Origin of the sequence: Fischerella major NIES-592 (assembly GCF_001904645.1) — a bacterium.
Lineage (GTDB): Bacteria > Cyanobacteriota > Cyanobacteriia > Cyanobacteriales > Nostocaceae > Fischerella > Fischerella thermalis.
The window spans coordinates 347082-366235 of record NZ_MRCA01000006.1 but is presented as its reverse complement, the minus strand read 5'-3'; the positions used below and the strand labels follow the sequence as shown (position 1 = coordinate 366235).

General features: G+C 41.0%; 16 protein-coding genes. 9 read left to right on the top strand and 7 right to left on the bottom strand.

Translation table 11 applies throughout. The features are described 5' to 3' along the window. The first annotated feature begins 618 nt into the window (after positions 1 to 618). Entirely contained in the window at positions 619 to 1605 is a 987-nt protein-coding gene (gene cofG / locus NIES592_RS14095; protein WP_062247151.1) for a 7,8-didemethyl-8-hydroxy-5-deazariboflavin synthase subunit CofG, read from the top strand. Between the two features lie 238 nt (positions 1606 to 1843). On the opposite strand, the gene ruvC is transcribed toward cofG, so the two are convergent. Then, complete coding sequence (gene ruvC / locus NIES592_RS14090) at positions 1844 to 2335, bottom strand: crossover junction endodeoxyribonuclease RuvC (RefSeq protein ID WP_062247152.1); 492 nt, start codon at positions 2333 to 2335, stop codon at positions 1844 to 1846. 240 nt (positions 2336 to 2575) lie between these two features. Here ruvC and NIES592_RS14085 point away from each other — a divergent pair, with 240 nt between their 5' ends. The 3 genes from NIES592_RS14085 (at position 2576) to NIES592_RS14070 (ending at position 7610) form a co-directional block, all read left to right on the top strand. Then, a complete protein-coding gene (locus NIES592_RS14085) occupies positions 2576 to 3946 on the top strand; it encodes a gluconeogenesis factor YvcK family protein (RefSeq protein ID WP_062247153.1) in 1371 nt (456 codons plus the stop codon). A 180-nt stretch (positions 3947 to 4126) separates the two neighbouring features. Continuing rightward, positions 4127 to 4603, top strand: a complete 477-nt coding sequence (gene tsaE / locus NIES592_RS14075) for a tRNA (adenosine(37)-N6)-threonylcarbamoyltransferase complex ATPase subunit type 1 TsaE (RefSeq protein WP_073556055.1) — start codon at positions 4127 to 4129, stop codon at positions 4601 to 4603. Between the two features lie 769 nt (positions 4604 to 5372). After that, entirely contained in the window at positions 5373 to 7610 is a 2238-nt protein-coding gene (locus tag NIES592_RS14070; protein ID WP_073556054.1) for an FdhF/YdeP family oxidoreductase, read from the top strand. Here NIES592_RS14070 and NIES592_RS14065 read toward each other — a convergent pair. From NIES592_RS14065 to NIES592_RS14050, 4 genes are all read right to left on the bottom strand, one after another. Continuing rightward, positions 7594 to 9840, bottom strand: coding sequence for a PAS domain-containing sensor histidine kinase (locus NIES592_RS14065; protein ID WP_073556075.1), 2247 nt, complete (start codon positions 9838 to 9840; stop codon positions 7594 to 7596). The two genes, NIES592_RS14070 and NIES592_RS14065, sit on opposite strands and share 17 nt — an antisense overlap. A gap of 135 nt (positions 9841 to 9975) precedes the next feature. Further along, the gene (locus NIES592_RS14060; RefSeq protein WP_073556053.1) at positions 9976 to 10773 is read right to left on the bottom strand and encodes a dienelactone hydrolase family protein; all 798 of its coding nucleotides are present in this window, start codon (positions 10771 to 10773) and stop codon (positions 9976 to 9978) included. Positions 10774 to 10860: 87 nt separating this feature from the next. Continuing rightward, positions 10861 to 11778 carry an AraC family transcriptional regulator gene (locus NIES592_RS14055; protein ID WP_073556074.1) on the bottom strand — a complete coding sequence of 306 codons (918 nt, stop codon included), beginning with the start codon at positions 11776 to 11778 and terminating at the stop codon, positions 10861 to 10863. Positions 11779 to 11887: 109 nt separating this feature from the next. Continuing rightward, a complete protein-coding gene (locus tag NIES592_RS14050) occupies positions 11888 to 12199 on the bottom strand; it encodes a hypothetical protein (RefSeq protein WP_256678140.1) in 312 nt (103 codons plus the stop codon). A 378-nt stretch (positions 12200 to 12577) separates the two neighbouring features. On the opposite strand from NIES592_RS14050, the gene NIES592_RS24580 reads away from it, so the two are divergent. Together NIES592_RS24580 and NIES592_RS14045 are read left to right on the top strand one after the other, a co-directional pair. Continuing rightward, positions 12578 to 12838, top strand: a complete 261-nt coding sequence (locus NIES592_RS24580) for a hypothetical protein (protein WP_143168370.1) — start codon at positions 12578 to 12580, stop codon at positions 12836 to 12838. A gap of 392 nt (positions 12839 to 13230) precedes the next feature. After that, positions 13231 to 15327 carry a sensor histidine kinase gene (locus NIES592_RS14045; protein ID WP_073556051.1) on the top strand — a complete coding sequence of 699 codons (2097 nt, stop codon included), beginning with the start codon at positions 13231 to 13233 and terminating at the stop codon, positions 15325 to 15327. Positions 15328 to 15399: 72 nt separating this feature from the next. Here NIES592_RS14045 and NIES592_RS14040 read toward each other — a convergent pair whose 3' ends face one another. After that, a complete protein-coding gene (locus tag NIES592_RS14040; RefSeq protein WP_062247159.1) occupies positions 15400 to 15699 on the bottom strand; it encodes a glycosyltransferase in 300 nt (99 codons plus the stop codon). Between the two features lie 341 nt (positions 15700 to 16040). Beyond that, entirely contained in the window at positions 16041 to 16751 is a 711-nt protein-coding gene (gene rpiA, locus NIES592_RS14035; protein WP_062247160.1) for a ribose-5-phosphate isomerase RpiA, read from the bottom strand. Between the two features lie 74 nt (positions 16752 to 16825). Between rpiA and NIES592_RS14030 the strand changes: the two genes are divergently transcribed. The 3 genes from NIES592_RS14030 to NIES592_RS14020 all read left to right on the top strand — a co-directional run bounded on the left by NIES592_RS14030 (position 16826) and on the right by NIES592_RS14020 (position 19060). Further along, positions 16826 to 16972 (top strand): hypothetical protein, encoded by a 147-nt coding sequence (locus tag NIES592_RS14030; protein WP_231936140.1) that lies wholly within the window; start codon positions 16826 to 16828, stop codon positions 16970 to 16972. Positions 16973 to 17137: 165 nt separating this feature from the next. Next, a complete protein-coding gene (gene cbiD, locus NIES592_RS14025; RefSeq protein ID WP_073556050.1) occupies positions 17138 to 18220 on the top strand; it encodes a cobalt-precorrin-5B (C(1))-methyltransferase CbiD in 1083 nt (360 codons plus the stop codon). 96 nt (positions 18221 to 18316) lie between these two features. After that, positions 18317 to 19060, top strand: a complete 744-nt coding sequence (locus NIES592_RS14020) for a cobalt-precorrin-6A reductase (RefSeq protein WP_073556049.1) — start codon at positions 18317 to 18319, stop codon at positions 19058 to 19060. The last annotated feature ends 94 nt before the right edge of the window (positions 19061 to 19154 follow it).

Sequence of the window (19154 nt, the reverse complement as noted above, 5' to 3'; positions counted from 1 at the left end):
ATACGTTGGCGCTTTGCGCGCGTTGTAAGGTTGCTGTCATTGTTCTTATGATTGCAAAGATTTACTTATGATGTGCAGGTAGTTTTTTTACCCTGTTACATATCTTAAAGTACATATTGCGGTTTGTAAAGTCTTTTCAGAAATATCTACTTCTGGTATGATATTTGTCCTTAATCCTCATCTAGATTGATGTGTGGAACCAATCCAAAATCTAAAATCTAAAATCGAATGGTACTGCTTGCTCGATATCAAGAGCCAAGTGTTTATCTAATCCTTAGATACATCCAGTAAAGAGATAATTGTGGATCTGGACTTGTTTTGCGGAAGCCTACTGCTGTTCCTGAGTTTTCTGAAGTTGGATGGCTAGTGTATACATGTCGCAAAGATTCGGAAAATCCGCTTGCATGCGTATGAGAGTTTTTTGGACATCTTTATAATAATTGACACAAAAGATGATGTTGCTGATGGGACAAATCTAGTTGGAAGCTACGGATAAACACAGGAGTACAATCCTTATCCTCCGGTGTTGCCATTTTGATTGGATCGGTTTTTGTAGCAGCACTGAGGTGAACACCTCATACCCGTTATAACTTTGCTATCACGCACTACCAAATACCTATGAACATAATTACCTACAGTCCTGCTTACACTATTGTTCCTACTTATGAATGTTTTAATCTTTGTACCTATTGTAATTTTCGTACAGACCCGGGTAAAAGTCCTTGGCTGAGGTTAGCAGCAGCAGCAAATATTTTGAAACAACTGCAAACTCAAAATGTCTGTGAAATTCTCATACTTAGTGGCGAAGTTCATCCCCAATCATCACGGCGTTCAGCATGGTTTCAGCAAATTTATGATTTGTGTAAACTAGCGTTGACAATGGGTTTTTTGCCACATACAAATGCTGGGCCATTGAGTTTTGAGGAAATGCAAAAACTCAAGCAGGTAAACGTTTCTATGGGGTTAATGTTAGAACAGTTAACCCCAGAATTGCTCAAAACTGTACATAAACATGCACCGAGCAAATTACCAGCTATCAGGCTGCAACAATTAGAATGGGCAGGAGAATTACAAATCCCGTTTACAACAGGTTTATTGTTAGGAATCGGAGAAACGGAAAATAATTGGTGGGAAACATTGGAAGCAATAGCCAACTTCCATCAACGTTATCATCACATTCAAGAAGTCATCCTCCAACCCCACAGTCCTGGAAATCAGCAAAGCTTTGATGCGCCGCCCTTTGATCCCAACCAGCTACCAGAGGTTATTTGCAAAGCACATCAAATTTTACCCTCAGATATTACTATCCAAATTCCGCCGAATTTAGTTAAAGATCAGCAACTGTTACTCGCATGTATAGAAGCTGGCGCGAGAGATTTAGGTGGAATTGGCCCCAAAGATGAAGTAAACCCTGATTATCCGCATATTCAAGAGCAGGAGCTAAGAGAAATTTTACAACCTGCGGGATGGGAGCTAGTACCGAGGTTGCCAGTTTATCCGCAGTTTGATAGTTGGTTGTTGGAGGAGTTGCAACTAGCAGTGAAGCGGTGGCGGGAACTCACCCCCAACCCCTCTCTTTGCCAAGGAAAGGGGAGTAGAAATTAGATACTTTGCAACACTGGCTCTTAATTTATCAGTAAACGAGCATCAGAACTTCGTCGATGAGTCTTTGAACTAGATAAACTGACTTGCTGACAAACTTCTACAATGCTTTTAACTCCTTTGTCCTGTTTTTTGTTTTTGCTGACTGTGCGGTTAAAAGTATCCGGAAGTACGCCACATAAGCGTTTAAAGTCTTGTGGCTTCAGACTTTTTACCTGTTCGTAATTGTTTACTTACATCATCAATACTGGAACAAGGCCGTCAAAGCCACTGCCAAAGCATCTGCGGCATCATCTGGACGAGGAATATAATCTAAATTTAACTCTCGCGCTACGGCTTGTTGAACTTCGCATTTTTCTGCATTGCCGTACCCTGTTAATGCTTGTTTAATTTGAGCAGGGGTAAACTCTAAATACGGAAGATTGTGTTGCGCCAAAACTAGCATGATTACGCCCCGGGCTTGAGCAACTAAGATAGTATTCCCCATACGATAGAAAAATAGTTTTTCAATTGCTACCAAATCGGGTTGTAAATCCTCGATCAAAGTGTGTAAATCTTCGTACAATGTACGTAGCCTCTGTCCCATTTCCGCGTCAGCTGCTGTACTAATCACACCGAAATCTAGCATATCTACTGTAGTATCTTGCTGCTGGGCTTGGCTTGAATTGCAGATAATTGTTCCAAATCCTAAGGTTGCTAAACCTGGATCTAATCCTAAAATTCGCTTTTCCATTAATTTCAAATTAACTCAACCAGAATATTGTTTTATCCGGCAGAACGGCAACTTTGACAGGGTGCTTTGAATCTATTAGGGGTATAAGAGTGTAGGGTAGGGGGGAAAATACTAAGTCCTTTAATCAATCCTTACACCCTTTTGTGTCATCACAAATGTCATAATCCGACATTTGAGGTCTGGACCAGGTAGTGTAAATTTTCTGTTAATCATTAGTTTTTATCAACGCTTTTTTTAGGTATGTCAATTGGTTTTTTCAGGCAAGCCCTTAACGCTTTGCAAAAGCAGTCGCGCCGCCGCACTCCCCACCGAGTTAATCAGTGGTTCAAATGGTTATCACCAGGACTATCGGTAAAACGTTGGTTGTTAATTAGCATTGGGGGTGTGTTACTAGCATCTCTGGGGTTGGCAATTTGGATTAAGCTAACGCCGATTTTCTGGGCGCTGGAATTAGTGAGGGGTTTTCTGGGAACAATCACTGAGATCATACCCAACTATATTAGTGGGCCTTTAGTTTTGCTATGTGGGTTGTTGTTGCTGCTTTGGGGACAAACCCGCACAGTTGGTTCAATTACTGAAGTCCTACGACCTGATAGTGACGAAGAATTAGTGGATGTGCTGTTAGCCCATCGTCGACTGTACCGAGGACCAAAAATAGTTGTGATTGGAGGCGGTACGGGACTTTCCACTTTATTAAGAGGACTCAAGCGTTACAGCGCTAATATTACTGCTATTGTTACTGTTGCTGATGATGGCGGATCTTCTGGGCGCTTGCGTCGAGAATTTGGTGTTTTACCACCCGGGGACATTCGCAATTGTTTGGCAGCCTTAGCGGATGAAGAAAAATTACTCACAGAACTGTTTCAATATCGTTTTCAAGTCGGCGATGGTTTGACTGGTCACAGCTTCGGTAATTTGTTCTTAACTGCGATGAGTGAAATTACCGGAGATTTGGAACGGGCGGTTGCTGCTAGTTCTAAAGTCCTCGCCATCCGAGGACAAGTTTTACCAGCAACTCTCAGTGATGTGCGCTTGTGGGCGGAACTGGCTGATGGTCGTCGTATAGAAGGGGAGTCTAAAATTACCGCAGCTGGAGGTAATATTGTGAAGATTGGTTGTCTACCTGTGAATCCACCTGCTTTGCCTGCAGCAATTAAGGCAATTCAGGAAGCTGACTATATAATTATGGGGCCTGGTAGTCTTTATACTAGCGTCATTCCTAATCTCTTAGTGCCAGAAATTGCTGATGCGATCGCCGCGTCAGCTGCACCTTGTATTTATGTCTGCAACATCATGACTCAACCAGGAGAAACCCAAGGATTTAGTGTTGCTGACCACATTCGGGCAATTGATGCTGCTTGCAGTGGTAGACGTTTATTTAATGCTGTGCTGGTGCACAAAAAATCTCCCTCAGAACGCGCCCTGATACGTTACGCACAACAAAACTCCCATCCTGTCTTTTTAGATCGCGAAGATGTCACCAAATTAGGACGAAGGATTGTTTTAGCTAACGTCATGCACGAAGATGACACAGGTTGCGTGCGCCATGATCCCCAAAAATTAGCAAAGGTGTTATTGCGGTGGTACAGTGGAGCGCATCACGCCAGATAAGGTTGGGGTGGGGAGATCGGGAGGTTGGGGAAGTATGAGGGGTGTGAGGAGTGTGAGGAGTGTGTAGACGCGCTTTGCGCGGCTTACCGTAAGGGTGGAGTGTGAGGGTGTCAGGAGTAAGTATTAAACAACTACTAACCACTAACCACTAACTACTAACCAATTACTTTTGACTAAATTATGAAAATTTTTCTTGCTGATGCAGAGGTAACGCGATCGCTCGGTATGATTCTGGGTCAATACCTGAGTGCTAATACTGTGATTTTGTTAGAAGGTGATTTAGGTGCTGGTAAAACTACTTTGATACAAGGTATTGGTGAAGGCTTGGGTATCAGGGAACCGATTGTGAGTCCGACTTTTACCCTCATTAATGAATATACAACAGGGCGGCTTCCTCTCTATCATCTAGATCTGTATCGCCTAGAGCCGCAAGAAGTAGCAGCTTTAAACTTAGAAACCTACTGGGAAGGTGTTGAGGTTGCGCCAGGAATAGTGGCGATTGAATGGGCGGACAGAATGCCCTATCAGCCATATAGTTATCTCAGTCTGCATTTGAGTCATGAAGATCAAGGATATCGTTATGTTGAGATTACTTCATGTAATTTCACCATTAGCCCAGACATTTTGGCTGTTTTTAAAGAATATGTTGGTAGCTGAGGGCATTAATGTTTTTATCTACCACTACCACGTTCACTAGAAGGATCAAATAGCATTGTTAACTCTCTTATCTAAATTTATTGACAATTTTTTCAAAAATAGTTAATCCAGCATTAACAAATACATTTTTTTGACATTCATCTCAAATTTGATTACTTGTTGCCAATGAAAATGTAATAATTCACAATGTAATATTTTTACTAATGTGTTTATTGAAGCAGTTATTTTATATCATATCTAGTGTCTTCAAATTTGGTTTATTTTATATAAAAATTGCTTTTTATAGTTTTTTTAAGAGTTTTTAGCAGATTGACAATGACTCTGAAGTGTTGGTGATTTTCTGTGGTTTCTACTTATGTGATGTGAGTAACTTTTATCTAATAATTTTAGTAGTTACATTTAAAGAAATTGAAAAAATAAAACTATACTTTGATGTCAACATACGGTGTTTAGAATTAACATAGTTCAACTCATGCGTTTTTCATAAACTGATAATTAGAAACTTATGGTTTTTACCATATTGATTTATACGTATTCATTCTCTACAAAACTCAGACATTAAATCCGGATAGTGAAACACTGAAATTTAGCTGATAAAAGTTAAACCACTATGTCATGATGCATAAGTCATTTAGCTTATGCATAGGCTTATATTTCCCAACTAAAGTTCACAATTTATACATCAATAAAATCAAATTATCTTTGATAAGATAAACTCATCATAAAACATGTAAATAAAGCTTTTGAATTGATTACTACATCCCGGGTTATGTTACGGAAACCAAAAAAGCGTTGGACACCATCGAACTGGGCAAGTTGGAAGCCATTTGGTATAGGGGAACAATATCCGAACAACTATTTTGAGGTATTTCGAGCTATTTGGTTGTCGCGCGATCGCTTACCCTATGCTTGGAATATTCTTAATCAGGGAGTTTGTGACGGTTGCGCCTTAGGTACAACCGGAATGCGAGATTGGACATTAGAAGGAATACATCTATGCAATGTTCGACTGCGGTTATTACGTATGAACACAATGCCAGCCTTTAACCCCGAATTATTGGCAGATGTGGGACAGTTGCAGATGCACAAAAGTGCTGAACTAAGAGAATTAGGACGTCTCCCTTATCCCATGATCCGCCAATGTGGAGAAAAAGGGTTCCGTCGAGTTAGCTGGGATGAAGCTTTAGATGTAATTGCTACTCGTATCCGTGCTACTACACCAGACCGCCTCAGTTTCTACATTACTAGTCGCGGCACTGTCAACGAAACTTACTACGCGACCCAAAAAGCTGTGCGGGCGATGGGAACAAATAATATTGATAATGCTGCTCGTATTTGCCATTCTCCCAGTACCGCCGGACTGAAAGCAGCCTTAGGTGTGGGTGCGACTACCTGTTCTTATAAAGACTGGGTGGGTACTGATTTATTAGTCTTCATTGGCTCAAATGTAGCTAATAACCAACCTGTAACTGTCAAGTATCTGCATTACGCCAAGAAAGCAGGTACAAAGATTGTTGTGATTAACACCTACCGCGAACCAGGAATGGAACGCTACTGGGTTCCCTCTATTCCTGAAAGTGCTTTGTTTGGTACTAAATTCGCCGAAGATTTCTTCTTGGTAAACGTGGGTGGCGACATAGCATTTTTAAATGGCGTCATCAAGCATATGATTGCCAATAGTTGGGTAGACGAGTCGTTTATTAGCCGCTACACCACCGGTTTTACAGAACTGGAAGCAATTCTTGCTCATCAATCTTGGGAAGAGTTAGAGAAACTTTCAGGTAGTACTCGCGAACAGATGTACACCTTTGCCAAAATCGTAGGGGAAGCCCAAAAAGCCGTGTTTGTCTGGAGTATGGGCATTACCCAGCATGAATGCGGCGAAGATAATGTTAGAGCGATTATTAATCTGGCTCTTACTAAGGGGTTTGTTGGTCGGGAAGGATGCGGTTTGATGCCAATTCGCGGTCACTCTGGGGTGCAGGGTGGTGCGGAGATGGGATGTTACGCAACTGTATTCCCTGGTGGTAAACCGATTACTCCCGAAAATGCTGCTCAATTAAGCCAACTTTGGGGATTTGAAGTGCCTACAACTCAGGGTTTAATAGCCCCAGAGATGATTGATGCTGCATACAACAGACAATTAGATGTATTGTTCTGTGTAGGTGGGAATTTTTTGGAAGTGTTGCCAGAACCTGACTATGTAGAACAAGCCCTCCAGCGTGTACCGTTGCGAGTTCACATGGATATTGTTCTGTCTAGTCAAATGTTGGTGGAACCAAGTGATACTGTGGTGCTTTTACCCGCAACTACTCGCTACGAGATTCCTGGAGGTGTAACAGAGACTAGTACCGAACGCCGAGTCATTTTCAGTCCAGAAATTCCTGGTCCTAGAATCGGTGAAGCACGTCCGGAATGGGAAGTGTTTATGGAATTAGCAAGGCGCGTTGTAGAGACACGACATGTCGCATCTTTACATTTTGAGAATACAGCTGTGATGCGACAAGAAATTGCCCAAGTCATCCCCCAGTATGCTGGTATTCAACACTTGCAGCAAGCAGGCGATCAATTTCAGTATGGTGGTCCGCATCTATGCTTTGGTTGGAATTTCCCTACAGCAGATGGTAAAGCACATTTTGCAGCATTATTCCCACATGGCAATGATCCTTTACCAGCAGATTGTTTTTTAGTCGCAACCCGCCGGGGTAAGCAATTTAATAGTATGGTACAAGAACGCAAAGATGCCATTACTGGTGCATTCCGGGAAGCAGTGTTAATGAATGCTGCGGATGCAAACAAATTGGGGTTGAAAACAGGAGATGCGGTGATTCTCAAAAATGAGTCGGGAGAGTTTCACGGTAGAGTATATATTGCGCCGATTCAGCCTGGTAATTTACAGATTCACTGGCCAGAGGGAAATGTGTTGCTAGATAAAAGCAAGCGATCGCGCGAAGGTGTCCCAGATTATAATGCTGTGGTGCGATTGGAAGTTAAGGATCATGGATAACGGGTAAGGTAAACCAAAAGGTTGCGCCTTGATCTGGTGTGCTATTTACACCAATTTCGCCGCCGTGAGCGTTGATTATACGCTTAGAAAGATATAATCCTAACCCTAAACTCACAGAATTGCGATTATTGCTACCCCGGAAGTATAAATCAAATAACCTCTCAGACTGTTGTTGACTCAAACCCACGCCATTATCGACAACTGTGCAATAAATTTGATCACCTTGGGCGATCGCATTAATGGTAATATCCAACCCTGGCGGATTATGTTTGACTGCATTCACAATTAAGTTAGAAAATACTCGCCATAGTTGCGTGGGATCGGCATTTACCAAGGGTAGGTCATCTTTAACTAAATTGGTTAAAATGATTTGATTTTCTGTCAACATTGGTTGAAGATCAGCGATCGCATCTTCGACAACTTTGTGCAATTTTACTGGTTGACGTTGCAAAACAATACCTTGCACTTCGCTCATATGAGCTTCCATTAGTGAGTTAATTAAATTTAGTTGTCGCTCACTGCTTTTTTTCATCCTTTCTAAAATTGAGCGAGGAACGGGAATGGAGGAGGGGAGGTGGGGAGGTGGGGAGATGGGGTGATGGGGAGGTGGGGAGGTGAGGTGATGGGGAGATGACGAAGAAAGATTACTTTCTTGTCCCCCAAGTCGTCCCCCTTGTCCTTGTGAAAGCAAATTATTTAATACCATCAGCGTACCCAAAACTGGGTTACGTAAGTCGTGGGAGACTGCATGAACAAAGACTCTGAGTGCTTCTTCTGTACGTTTGCGATCGCTAATATCTAAAATTACTCCCACCAAACCACCAAGAGATCCGTCTGCTTTAGAAAAAGTTGCTTTGTAAAAAATTACATCGTGTTTTTTGCCATCTTTGTATACCACCGAATCTTCATAACTCTGAATACCCCGTTGTTCAAATAGAGTTGTATCTGCCTGCTGATATTTATCAGCTAGTTCTTTTGGTGATATATCATACTCTGATTTACCTACTATTTGCTCTTTTGTAAATCCCAAAGCTTCTTCAAAAGCCTTGTTACAACCTAGATAAAAACCTTCAGCATTTTTATGAAAAACTGGTGTAGGAATAGTATCAATTAAAACTTGTAAAAAATCTAGCTGTTCTTGTAAAGCCGCCTCAGCTTGCTTGCGCTTGGTGATATCTTCAATTAATCCTTCGTAGTAGAGTAGCTTACCACTTTCGTCACGAACTGCATATGCTTTTTCCGAAATCCAAACGATGCTACCATCTTGGCGGTAAATTTGTGACTCAAACTCAGACACTTTTCCATATTCTTCAATTAAACGCACAAATTCTGCACGTCGCTGGGGGTCAACATAGAGTTGATTTTCTATATCAGTAAAATTTGTTGTTACCTCTGTTGGCGATGAGTATCCATAAATACGCGCTAATGCGGGATTAGCAGTAATGTAACGTCCATCGGGGGTACTTTGGAAGATGCCTTCAACAGCGTTTTCAAATATACTGCGATATTTAGCTTCTGCAACTCTCAGTTTCTCATAGGCAAATTCAAGTTCTTTACGGGCAAAAAATTCAGAGCGTTGCAGGCAATCATAGAGATAAACGCCAAGGTTACAAATAGCACAAAACCAGAATAAGTATAAAATAAAAGTAACATTATATAATTCCGGGTGTTCTGGCAGCGGTAATTTTAACCCCAGAACTGTATTTAGACCAAAATAGTAAATAAATAACCCTAGTTGAGAGATCAGATGCAGTTTCCAGCATACCGGGATGAATGTGGCTTGACTGAGGAACAAAAGCGACCAAGCCAAGGTGTCAGGTAGTGCAAAACCTTTAAGAGTTGCAAAAATTTGAGGTATGAGATTTATTGACCAAGATGACCCTAAAAATAGTATTCCTGGATGCTGACGACCAAATTTTGTTTGACGCAAAGCCATGCACAAAACCAGATTCAGCAGCATAGCAATGTCCATAACTAGCGCTTGAGTTCTAAGTACCTCTGGTAGGTTTTGAAATTCTTTGAGAGGAAAGAAAAAGTTATAAACGTCTCGCAATGTAAACGTTAAAATGCAAATTAACGCCAGCCATAACAATAAACCTAATCTCTGCCATAAAAAGTTATTACGCCAATTTTGGTAATCATTGGCAATGTAATCTGCTATTAGGGTTTTAGTTTGTTCAGAAACAGCTTTTTTTTGCCATTTCCGCAATATTTTTCCTACGGTCTTCATTAGTTGTGACCAAATTTTTTCATGCACAAAGAAAGTGTTTACTTTATTTTTGACTGCTCATACATTCTCCAGTTTAATTTTGGATTTCGGATGATATTGCTCTTCCTAAAGGAGGAAAACTTTGATTTTTTAGTTTTACAAGTTATTTTGAAAGAGTTCTAGAACATTTTGCCAAGCATCAGGAGCAGCTTCTGGATTATAACTTGGGTGTTGCTTTAAGAACGGGTACTTATCTACAAATAATCCAGCAAAGAATCCGTGTCCTGCGTTGTATCTAAATATACGATGATTTATTTGATGTTTCTTTAATTCTGCCTCTATTTGCTTGTTTTCCTTCTGGGAAACGAAGGTATCTCTTGTACCAAAAAACATATAAATTGTACCTTTAATTTCAGAGGTACGATTAATAGTAGGAGTGTCTTCACCAAAACTAGAAGTGGTAATCCCAGCACCGTAGAACGAAGCTGTGGCTTGGATATCGCTTAACGTTGCAGCCATGTAAGCAACATGACCACCAAAACAAAAACCAATGGACCCAATTGCATTATCTTTAACATTGGGTAAAGTCTTGAGGTAAGCGATCGCTGCTTGGATATCGCTGAAAATTTCTTGATACTTTACTTGTTGATAATATTGCAAGCCCAGTCGATAAGCTTCTGGACTAAATCCAATATCTTCTGGGCTAAAATCAGCTGCAAAACCAGGAGCAATACGTTGATACAACGCGGGTGCGATCGCTACATAACCTTGTTTAGCGATGAGTTCGGTGACTTCTCGAATGTGACTGTTAACTCCAAAAATTTCATGAAAAACTATAATAGCTCCAAAGATTCCCTGATGTGCTGGTTGAGCTAAGTAAGCATCGATTTCTAAGTCATTGTTCGGTATTTTGACTTTTGTTGTGTTAATTGCGATGTTTGTTTGTTGTATCATCTTTAGTTTCAGCTGCTCTTAGTGTCATTCCACTGTAGACAAATTGCTGCATGTAACTCTAGAAAAAAGTTGCGGGATTTGAGTAAATTATTGCGATCGCGTTTGCAAGAGTTGTTTGGGTGTAACGCCAATGATGCGCTTGAAATATCGAGTCAAGTGACTTTGATCGCAAAAACCTACACTGACAGCAATGTCTGCAATGCTGAGTTTGCTGTGTTGCAACAAGTATTTGGCTTGCTCGATCCGACATTGCAAAATGTATTGGTGGGGCGTTACACCCATACTTTGCTTGAACAGACGCAAAAAGTGATATTGGCTCATCTGGGCGATCGCTGCAATCTCACTTAGCCTGACGTCCTGATGCAGATGTTCATGAATATACTCCCTCACCTGTTGCAGCTTGAAAGCGGATAATCCATCCGCATAGCTAGAAAGTTTAGGTTGAGTGTTGCAGTAGTTCCGTAATAGGTGAATGGCTAATGTCGTTTTCAGACTATCAATCAGCAAATAACCCCCGATTTTGCTAGACTCTAATTCTTCTCGTAAGGCACAGAAAATACCTTGGATCAATGTATCTTGCCGAGTCATAAAATGGGGGATAAGTTCAATGCGATCGCCATCAACCAAATCTTGACCAACTTGTTTGAGAAGTGTAGGCTCAATTGCCAAAATCATAAACTGGACTGAGGTATTCCAATTACAGCGATGGGAAATACCCGCAGGAATGATCGCAATATCTCCGTGATTGCGTGTTTCTGTTATCATCTTTCCATCCAACCATCGTTCTCCTGATGAGTCGGAAAGTGATGAATTGGCAAACCCTTGAACAACAACATGCATTGTGTGTTGATGTTCAGCTATGTCAAACTTGGGCTGTTGATGAAGTTCAAGATGGATACCGTCCCAGTCGGAACTAGAGAGAACAGCGGGTTTCGGCACAAACGCATCGGCTGCATTCTCTTGGCGATAATCAATAATTGTGATCGTTTGCCCTTGCGTTCTCATATTAATGCTTAAACAGCTTGGGGATTGATCTATTCTGACTGTTTTTCGATATGGATGGCCGATCTTAAAGTTCCCCAGGCGTTGAACAGCAGCGTTTGGAACAGGTGCATTACCTTTGCACTCTTCCACTACCCCGCTCTTGCAAATCACCACTTTCACACACTAAACTTCTTGCAGAAGTTGGGGTAAAGGAAAATAAAAACCCTTCAATCTTTAACTTTTCCCCTTTACCCAACTCTGACAACAGCCACTTTTGCAAGAGATTTATTGTCTCAATCAAGTCTTTTAGCCTGAAATGAAGCACTAAAGCACTTGCTACGAACTTTTGCTCATTGTTCAGCGATCGCAACAGCTGATAAAAACTAATTCTGTTGAATTTGGACAACAATATACACACGCTTTCAGCGACGTCAATCAGCACTTGTTGTCTTAAGAGCAAGTATTTAAGTATTATCACGGTAGAGACCCATCTTATACTAAAGGCATTTTCATAGCGGTTATTAACCGTCTATTAGCTATATTTTTATCCAGAAAAGGGAAAAAATATTACATTGACTTTCTAAAAACACTATATTAACGCTAATCCAGACACTAATAATAAAGACTTTATTAAACAATAAAATGATTGAAAAATAGCCTTTTTAAGCCAAATGGTTAATTTTTGGCATTGTATCTTATCTTCTAACTAAAGTATTATATTGCTTAAGTATAATTACTGAGTTAAATCACGTTTTACTCTCAATAAATTTAAATTAGATGGCATTAAACACATCTATATGAGTAGCAGTAATTACTTGGTTTGAGAGTTAGTAGTTGGTTGTTGTTTGTTGGTGGTTGGTGGTTAGTAGTTAAAGAACCGGTTAACCGCGTCTGTACATTAGTAATCAGCAGTTGTTTAATACTTACTCCCCACACTCCCCACACTCCTCACGCCCCACCCTTACGGGAAGCCGAAGAAGGCGCGTCTAGACACCCCTCACACTCCCCATCACCCTACTCCAGAAACACAAGCGGGTTAATTCGACTGTTACAAGAAGTCGAATCATCCTCACACAAGTGATTCACCCTTTTGGGTGAATCCGATCGCACTCAGGAAAATCTACGCTTAAATGTACAAGAGTAGACAAATAACAAGCTGGTTTTATATCATTATTGGATTTTACGAAAAGTTTGTAGAGGCTTTGCGTCCAGACTTAGACGGACAAAGCCTGGATGATCGTAGACTAACGTCCTGGAGGAAACTTCAAAGCTTTTCAAGACGGATCGGGCATTGCTTTGTGTATCTGGACTGATATTAATCCATCTTTCGTGATCATTTTTTAAATTGGTATTAGTTTCTAGTCCAAGATTAAGAAAGTAGATTTACTTGTAGAAATAACCAAAACCACAGAATTTCCCAATTTTTAATTTTTAATTTTTTATTTTTAATTGTTTACCGGGGATGGGTTGCTGATGAAAATTACAAACCGAAAATTCAGGGAGGAAAAATTGCTTCAGGCTGAGGCGCGCTATCAGGCGATTGTCAATGCTATCCCTGATATGGTGTTTTGTATCAGCCGTGATGGAGAATATTTAGATTTCAAAGGCGAGTATACAACAAAAGAGATTGTCGGTAAAAAATTGTGGGAAATCTTGCCTGCCAATGTAGCTTTGATCAAGCAAGAAGCGATCGCTAAAACTTTGGTTACTAACACTTTACAAGTTTGTGAATACCAACTGTCAACACCCTGGGGAGTGCGAGATTATCAGGCGCGGTTAGTCAAAAGTGGTGAAAACGAAGTCCTAGCAATTGTTCGAGATATCACAGAACCCAAAAAAACAGAAATTGCCTTGCAAAGTTTGGCGCAAAAATTTTCTAAAGCTTTTCGTTGCAGTCCTGATCCAATCACAATTAGTACACTTAAAGAAGGACGCTACATAGAAGTTAACGAGAGTTTTGTCCAACTTAGTGGTTATCAACCTTCAGAAGTCCTTGGGCGGACTGCTTTTGAGTTGAACATGTGGGTAAACCCAAGCGATCGCACAAAATTACTGCAAAAGTTACAAGCTCAAGGAGCTATTCGTAACCAAGAAATTAAGTTTCGTAAGAAGTCTGGGGAAATTATTATAGTACAAGTCGCGGCAGAAGTTATTGAGTTAGATGGTATTCCCTGCCTACTTGCAGTCAGCCGCGATATCACTGAGCGTAAACAAACAGAGGAATTATTACGCCTATCAGCTCAACGCGATCGCTTGTTGACAGAAACATTAATGCGAATTCGTCAATCTCTCAACATCAACGAAATTTTACAAACAACTGTCAACGAAGTTCGGGAATTTTTGCAAGCAGATAGGGTATTTATTGCCCTCAATGATAGCCGTGATTTATTCAAAATGATCGCCGAGTCGGTAAATCCACAATATCCATCTGTCCTGAATTGGAAGAAAAAAGATGAAACTCTTTTGCAAGAATTAAGAACAAAACTTTTGACAGATAGGGTACGTGTGGTTGAAGACATCACCCAAACGAAAGTATCTCCCCACCTAGCAGCACTCTATCAGCAATTTCAAACTAAAGCTAGCTTGGCTGTACCAATTATGCTAGGTAAAGAATTGTTTGGAGCGTTAATTGCTAACTCTTGTGCTAAACCACGCTGTTGGCAACAAATCGAAATTGATTTACTCCAGCAGATTTCAGAACAACTAGCTATTGCTATCCAGCAAGCGCAACTCTACCAAGAACTAGAACAGCTCAACAATAATCTAGAACGGCAGGTGGAAGAACGCACTGCTCAATTACAGCAGAAAATGCAAGAATTGCAAGAAATTAACCGAGTCAAAAACGTCTTCTTACATGCAGTTTCTCATGATCTGCGGACTACGGTAATGGGTAATTTGATGGTGTTGAAGAATTTACTTAAAAATGGGAGACAAGGGAGACGACTTGGGGGACAGGAAAGTAATCTTTCTTCGTTACCTCCCCCCACCTCCCCTATCCCCATTCCTCGTTCAATTATTGAACGCATGATTCAAGGTAATGATCGGCAACTGCGAATGATTGACTCATTACTGGAGATACATTCAACTGAAGTAGAGGGAATTATTCTTAACCAAGAAATTATCCAGTTTAATACATTTATTGGAGAAGTAATCAAAAATGTAGAGCCAATGTTAAGGCAGAATCAGTCACAATTAAAAACATTGGTTGCTGAAGATTTACCGTTAGTAACTGCTGATTCTGTAAAATTACATCAATTTTTTGTTGATTTATTTACTTATATTCTCCAAACTAATCCACCGGGATTAGATCTGCTACTTACTGCCAAAGTAGAAGCTAACATGATTCTTTGTACCGTTCAATTTCACGGTATTCACATGAGTAAACTGGAATGCGATCGCTTATTCGAGTTATATGTCCACGAGCCACAAGCACGTTTTTCTACAGGTATTGGCTTAAAGATGTATCTATCTCGACAACTTATTAAGGCACACGGTGGTGAAATTGGCGTTAATAGTAACCATAAGTGTGGAGTAAGTTTTTGGTTTACGCTACCCCTAGCAATTAAATAGAAATTTCACCGCGAGAAGCGAAAGTAAGCTAAAAATTACTAGTTAATGTCTGCTGTTCTCACCTATATTTCTTTACTTGATTGCCAGTGATTGAGTTTGAATTATTTCTTGGACAAATGTAGCAAGTGTTAAAGATTGGTAGAGTTCGTAAAATTGGGTGGTGACAGCCTGAGTACTGAAACGAGATCGAACCCAATGACGTGCAGCATTGCCATAGCGTTGCCGGAGTGTAGGATCTTCCAACAGATGCCGAATTGCGATCGCTAAGGCATTGGAGTTGCGGGGAGGAACCAACAGTCCGGTTTCACCATGCACCACTGTATGTTGCAATCCCCCCACCTCACCAGCAATTACCGGTGTTCCTGCTGCCATTGCTTCAATAGATAGACTAACAGAACTCTAACTTGCGAAAGTTTAAGATTAGCGATTATGTGCGATCGCACATCTGCCAGAAGACATAATTAAGCTATGGAATTTTAGGCATTGCTGAATCAAGATATGAATTTACAATTCACGGATATGTAGAGACGTAGCAATGCTACGTCTCTACAAAAATGTATACAAACATAATTCATGACCAGATTCAGCAACGCCGAATTTTAGACTTTAGCTCGATTCCACGAGATTTATTTGAGGGCTTTTAACATCAAGGAATAATTGGTCTACTCAACAAAATTGTAGAGACGCAAAGGCGTCTCTGTAACTTTATATGTTTACATTTCCCGTACTACAGGTTGACCATCTTTGACTTCGCCAATCAAAACACGATCTGCACAATTAACAAAAATGCCATTTTCCAAAACACCAGGAATATTATTCAATGTTTTTTCGAGGTTCACTGGATCATCAATAGAGTCAAATTTGACGTCTATCACCATATTGCCTTGGTCTGTGATCACAGGCCCTGCTTTTTTCACACCCATTCGCAGTTCTGGTTTCCCGCCAAGTTGTGCAACGGCGCGCATTACAGGTGTAACAGCCATTGGTATGACTTCCACTGGTACAGCGAAAACTGAACCTAAGCGATCGACTAACTTACCACCATCCACAACGACAATAAACTGATCTGCCAGGTAATCTACAACTTTTTCGCGAGTATGTGCAGCACCACCACCTTTGATTAAATTCTTCTGGGGATCGACCTCATCAGCACCATCAATAGCAATATCGATGTGATCAATTGCATCTAAAGTGGTTAGCGGAATACCGTATTCCTTCGCCAGCACTTCTGCTTGAAAAGAAGTGGGAACACCAACAATATCTTTGAGTTCGCCCGACTTGAGACGTTCTCCAATATATTGAATTGCAAAAGCTGTGGTTGAACCTGTACCTAAACCGACAATAGAACCTGACTTTACTAAGTCGGCGGCGGCTTTACCAACTTTTTGCTTCATCAATTTTACGGGGTCTGTTGCTGCTGTCATTCCCAACTCCTGAAAAGCTGATTTAACTTACAAGTAAATATTAGGGGAGATGGGGAGAGTGGGGAAGTGTGTAGATGCGCTCAGGAGACTTGGCTGAAGCAACTTTGGCTTTACCATTGATTGCTGGATATGCATACGGCAAAGGAAATTGGAAATCTTGCTCAGGTCGTCAGTTAGCTAAGTTATCTAATCAATCTCAACCTAGTTCAGTTTCAGTTTAAAACTTACAGGAGTCAAACGCCCCTAATAATTTTGGTGTGTTCGTATTAAGCACTTTAGTGCTTAATATTTATAGGACTAAAGTCCTCACTACAAACTTACGGTTGTTCGTAGTAGGTACTTTAGTGCTTAATATTTCTGAAGACTTTAGTCTTTACCATATACTTATGGCTCGTACAGGTTACACTCTACCAGTATTTGCTGTGGCTGCTGCTAAGGCTGCTTTGTTGCATTTAAGTAGCAAAATAGACTCACAGGTATCCGTTGAAATTGATATGTTACCAGGAATAGCAGAAATTCCCATTTCTCAGGTAGCAAGGTTAGAATCACACAGCGCCCTAGCTATTACGCTCAGTGATCCTGGGGATAACCTAGATTTAACTAGGAATACACCTATTTGGGCTTGGGTGAGGTTGTCACAGCGACAGTCTCAAGCTTTGGTTTTGGAAGCAGGCGAAGGTTTAGGAAAAACAGCTTCTGGAGAACCAGCAATTTACAGCTATGCTCGTCGCCTATTTGATGCCAATTTACTACCTTTGATTCCTCCTGAGCAAACAGTCACAGTATCAATTATTCTTCCCGAAGGTCGCCAATTGGCACAACGCACCTCCAATCAAGCCTTTGGCATTTTAGAAGGACTTTCATTGTTGGGAACTAGTGGCATTTCTCAACCTCTATCTGCGGCTGATCATCTAGAAGAATTTCGACAGTCATTGCAAACGAAAATCAGGGATTGTACGGACTTAGTATTTTGTATTGGTAGCAATGGGATGCAAGTAGCTCAACGTTTAGGCATACCAGAATCAGCGATCGCACAAACTGGTAATTGGATTGGTGCCATGCTTGTAGAAGCTGGACTATACCATGCTAATTCTGTTTTATTGTTGGGATATCAGGGCAAACTAATTAAGCTAGCAGGGGGTATTTTCAATACTTCCAGTCATTTAGCAGATGCCAAATTAGAAATCATCAGCGCTGCTGTAGTGGCTGTTGGTGGTGATTTACAGGCTGTAGGTGCAGTTTTGGAAGCTAAAACCGCCGATGCTGCACACAAAAAATTGCTCGAACTGGGATTGTCAGAATTAGTATTTGGGAAACTGGCTGAAAAAATTAGTCAGAAAGCCACAGCTTACGTGCAGAAATACGCAAATGTCACCTTGAAAGTTGGTACTGTATTGTTTGATCGTAAAGGTGAAATTATCAGTCAAGATTCGCAAGCAACGGAATTACTGGAGAAAGTGGTGGGGTGATGGGGAACTCGGGGCCCCCACGACCGATAGGGAGTGGGGATTAGGGGCAGTGGGGTGTGAGGAGTAGTAAACAACTATCAACAACCAACCATTTATATGAAACGTCTGCTTATTCTTGGTGGAACGGGTGATGCTGCGGAGTTAGCGGCTAAAGCCTCGGTGATTGAGCAAATAGAAGTGATTACATCTTTAGCAGGTCGCACTCGTAATCCACAAGTACCTACAGGAATGGTGCGCTTTGGTGGTTTTGGTGGTGAAGCGGGTTTAGTTACATATCTGCGTGAAGCAAAAATAGATTTGCTCATTGATGCGACTCATCCCTTTGCAGCACAGATTTCTTGGAATGCGGCGACTGCTGCTGCAAGGTGTGATATTCCTTATTTAATGTTTATTCGTCCGGTATGGCTACAAGTTCCTGGAGACGAGTGGATTGAGGTTGATAATGTGGAAGTTGCTGCTAGTGTGTTACCTGATTTTGCCAAACGGGTATTCTTGACTATTGGTAGACAGCAACTTGCGCCTTTTGCTAGCTTGGAAGGTATTTGGTTTTTGATGCGGTTGATTGATCCACCCGCGCCTGATGCATTAGTACCACCAGGGATAATATTGTGCGATCGCGGCCCTTTTGCTCTAGATAATGAACGTCAGTTGTTAATTGAACATCAGATTGATACTTTGGTAAGTAAGAATAGCGGTGGTGATGCTACTTATGCCAAAATAATCGCGGCACGAGAATTAGGGGTGAAGGTGGTGATGGTGAAGCGTCCACCCACTCCGCCCGCAGAGAAAGTCAGCGATGTGGAAAGTGCGATGCAGTGGTTAATTAACCAGGTGTGCTAATAGAACATGATTAAAAAGAACTAATTAAGGAGACTGGGTGATTACAAGGAGCAAATAAATTAAATTCAGTAGACCGAAAACTTTTGCTTGCGAT

Excerpts from the sequence above, each read along its gene's own strand:
- NIES592_RS14070 (WP_073556054.1), top strand. The coding sequence starts at position 5,373 with ATGTTACGGAAACCAAAAAAGCGTTGGACACCATCGAACTGGGCAAGT.
- rpiA (WP_062247160.1), bottom strand. The coding sequence starts at position 16,751 with ATGACAGCAGCAACAGACCCCGTAAAATTGATGAAGCAAAAAGTTGGT.
- NIES592_RS14040 (WP_062247159.1), bottom strand. The coding sequence starts at position 15,699 with ATGGCAGCAGGAACACCGGTAATTGCTGGTGAGGTGGGGGGATTGCAA.
- cbiD (WP_073556050.1), top strand. The coding sequence starts at position 17,138 with ATGGCTCGTACAGGTTACACTCTACCAGTATTTGCTGTGGCTGCTGCT.
- cofG (WP_062247151.1), top strand. The coding sequence starts at position 619 with ATGAACATAATTACCTACAGTCCTGCTTACACTATTGTTCCTACTTAT.
- NIES592_RS14020 (WP_073556049.1), top strand. The coding sequence starts at position 18,317 with ATGAAACGTCTGCTTATTCTTGGTGGAACGGGTGATGCTGCGGAGTTA.
- NIES592_RS14030 (WP_231936140.1), top strand. The coding sequence starts at position 16,826 with ATGCGCTCAGGAGACTTGGCTGAAGCAACTTTGGCTTTACCATTGATT.
- NIES592_RS14060 (WP_073556053.1), bottom strand. The coding sequence starts at position 10,773 with ATGATACAACAAACAAACATCGCAATTAACACAACAAAAGTCAAAATA.
- NIES592_RS14045 (WP_073556051.1), top strand. The coding sequence starts at position 13,231 with ATGAAAATTACAAACCGAAAATTCAGGGAGGAAAAATTGCTTCAGGCT.
- NIES592_RS14055 (WP_073556074.1), bottom strand. The coding sequence starts at position 11,778 with ATGAGAACGCAAGGGCAAACGATCACAATTATTGATTATCGCCAAGAG.
- NIES592_RS14085 (WP_062247153.1), top strand. The coding sequence starts at position 2,576 with ATGTCAATTGGTTTTTTCAGGCAAGCCCTTAACGCTTTGCAAAAGCAG.
- NIES592_RS14065 (WP_073556075.1), bottom strand. The coding sequence starts at position 9,840 with ATGAAGACCGTAGGAAAAATATTGCGGAAATGGCAAAAAAAAGCTGTT.
- tsaE (WP_073556055.1), top strand. The coding sequence starts at position 4,127 with ATGAAAATTTTTCTTGCTGATGCAGAGGTAACGCGATCGCTCGGTATG.
- ruvC (WP_062247152.1), bottom strand. The coding sequence starts at position 2,335 with ATGGAAAAGCGAATTTTAGGATTAGATCCAGGTTTAGCAACCTTAGGA.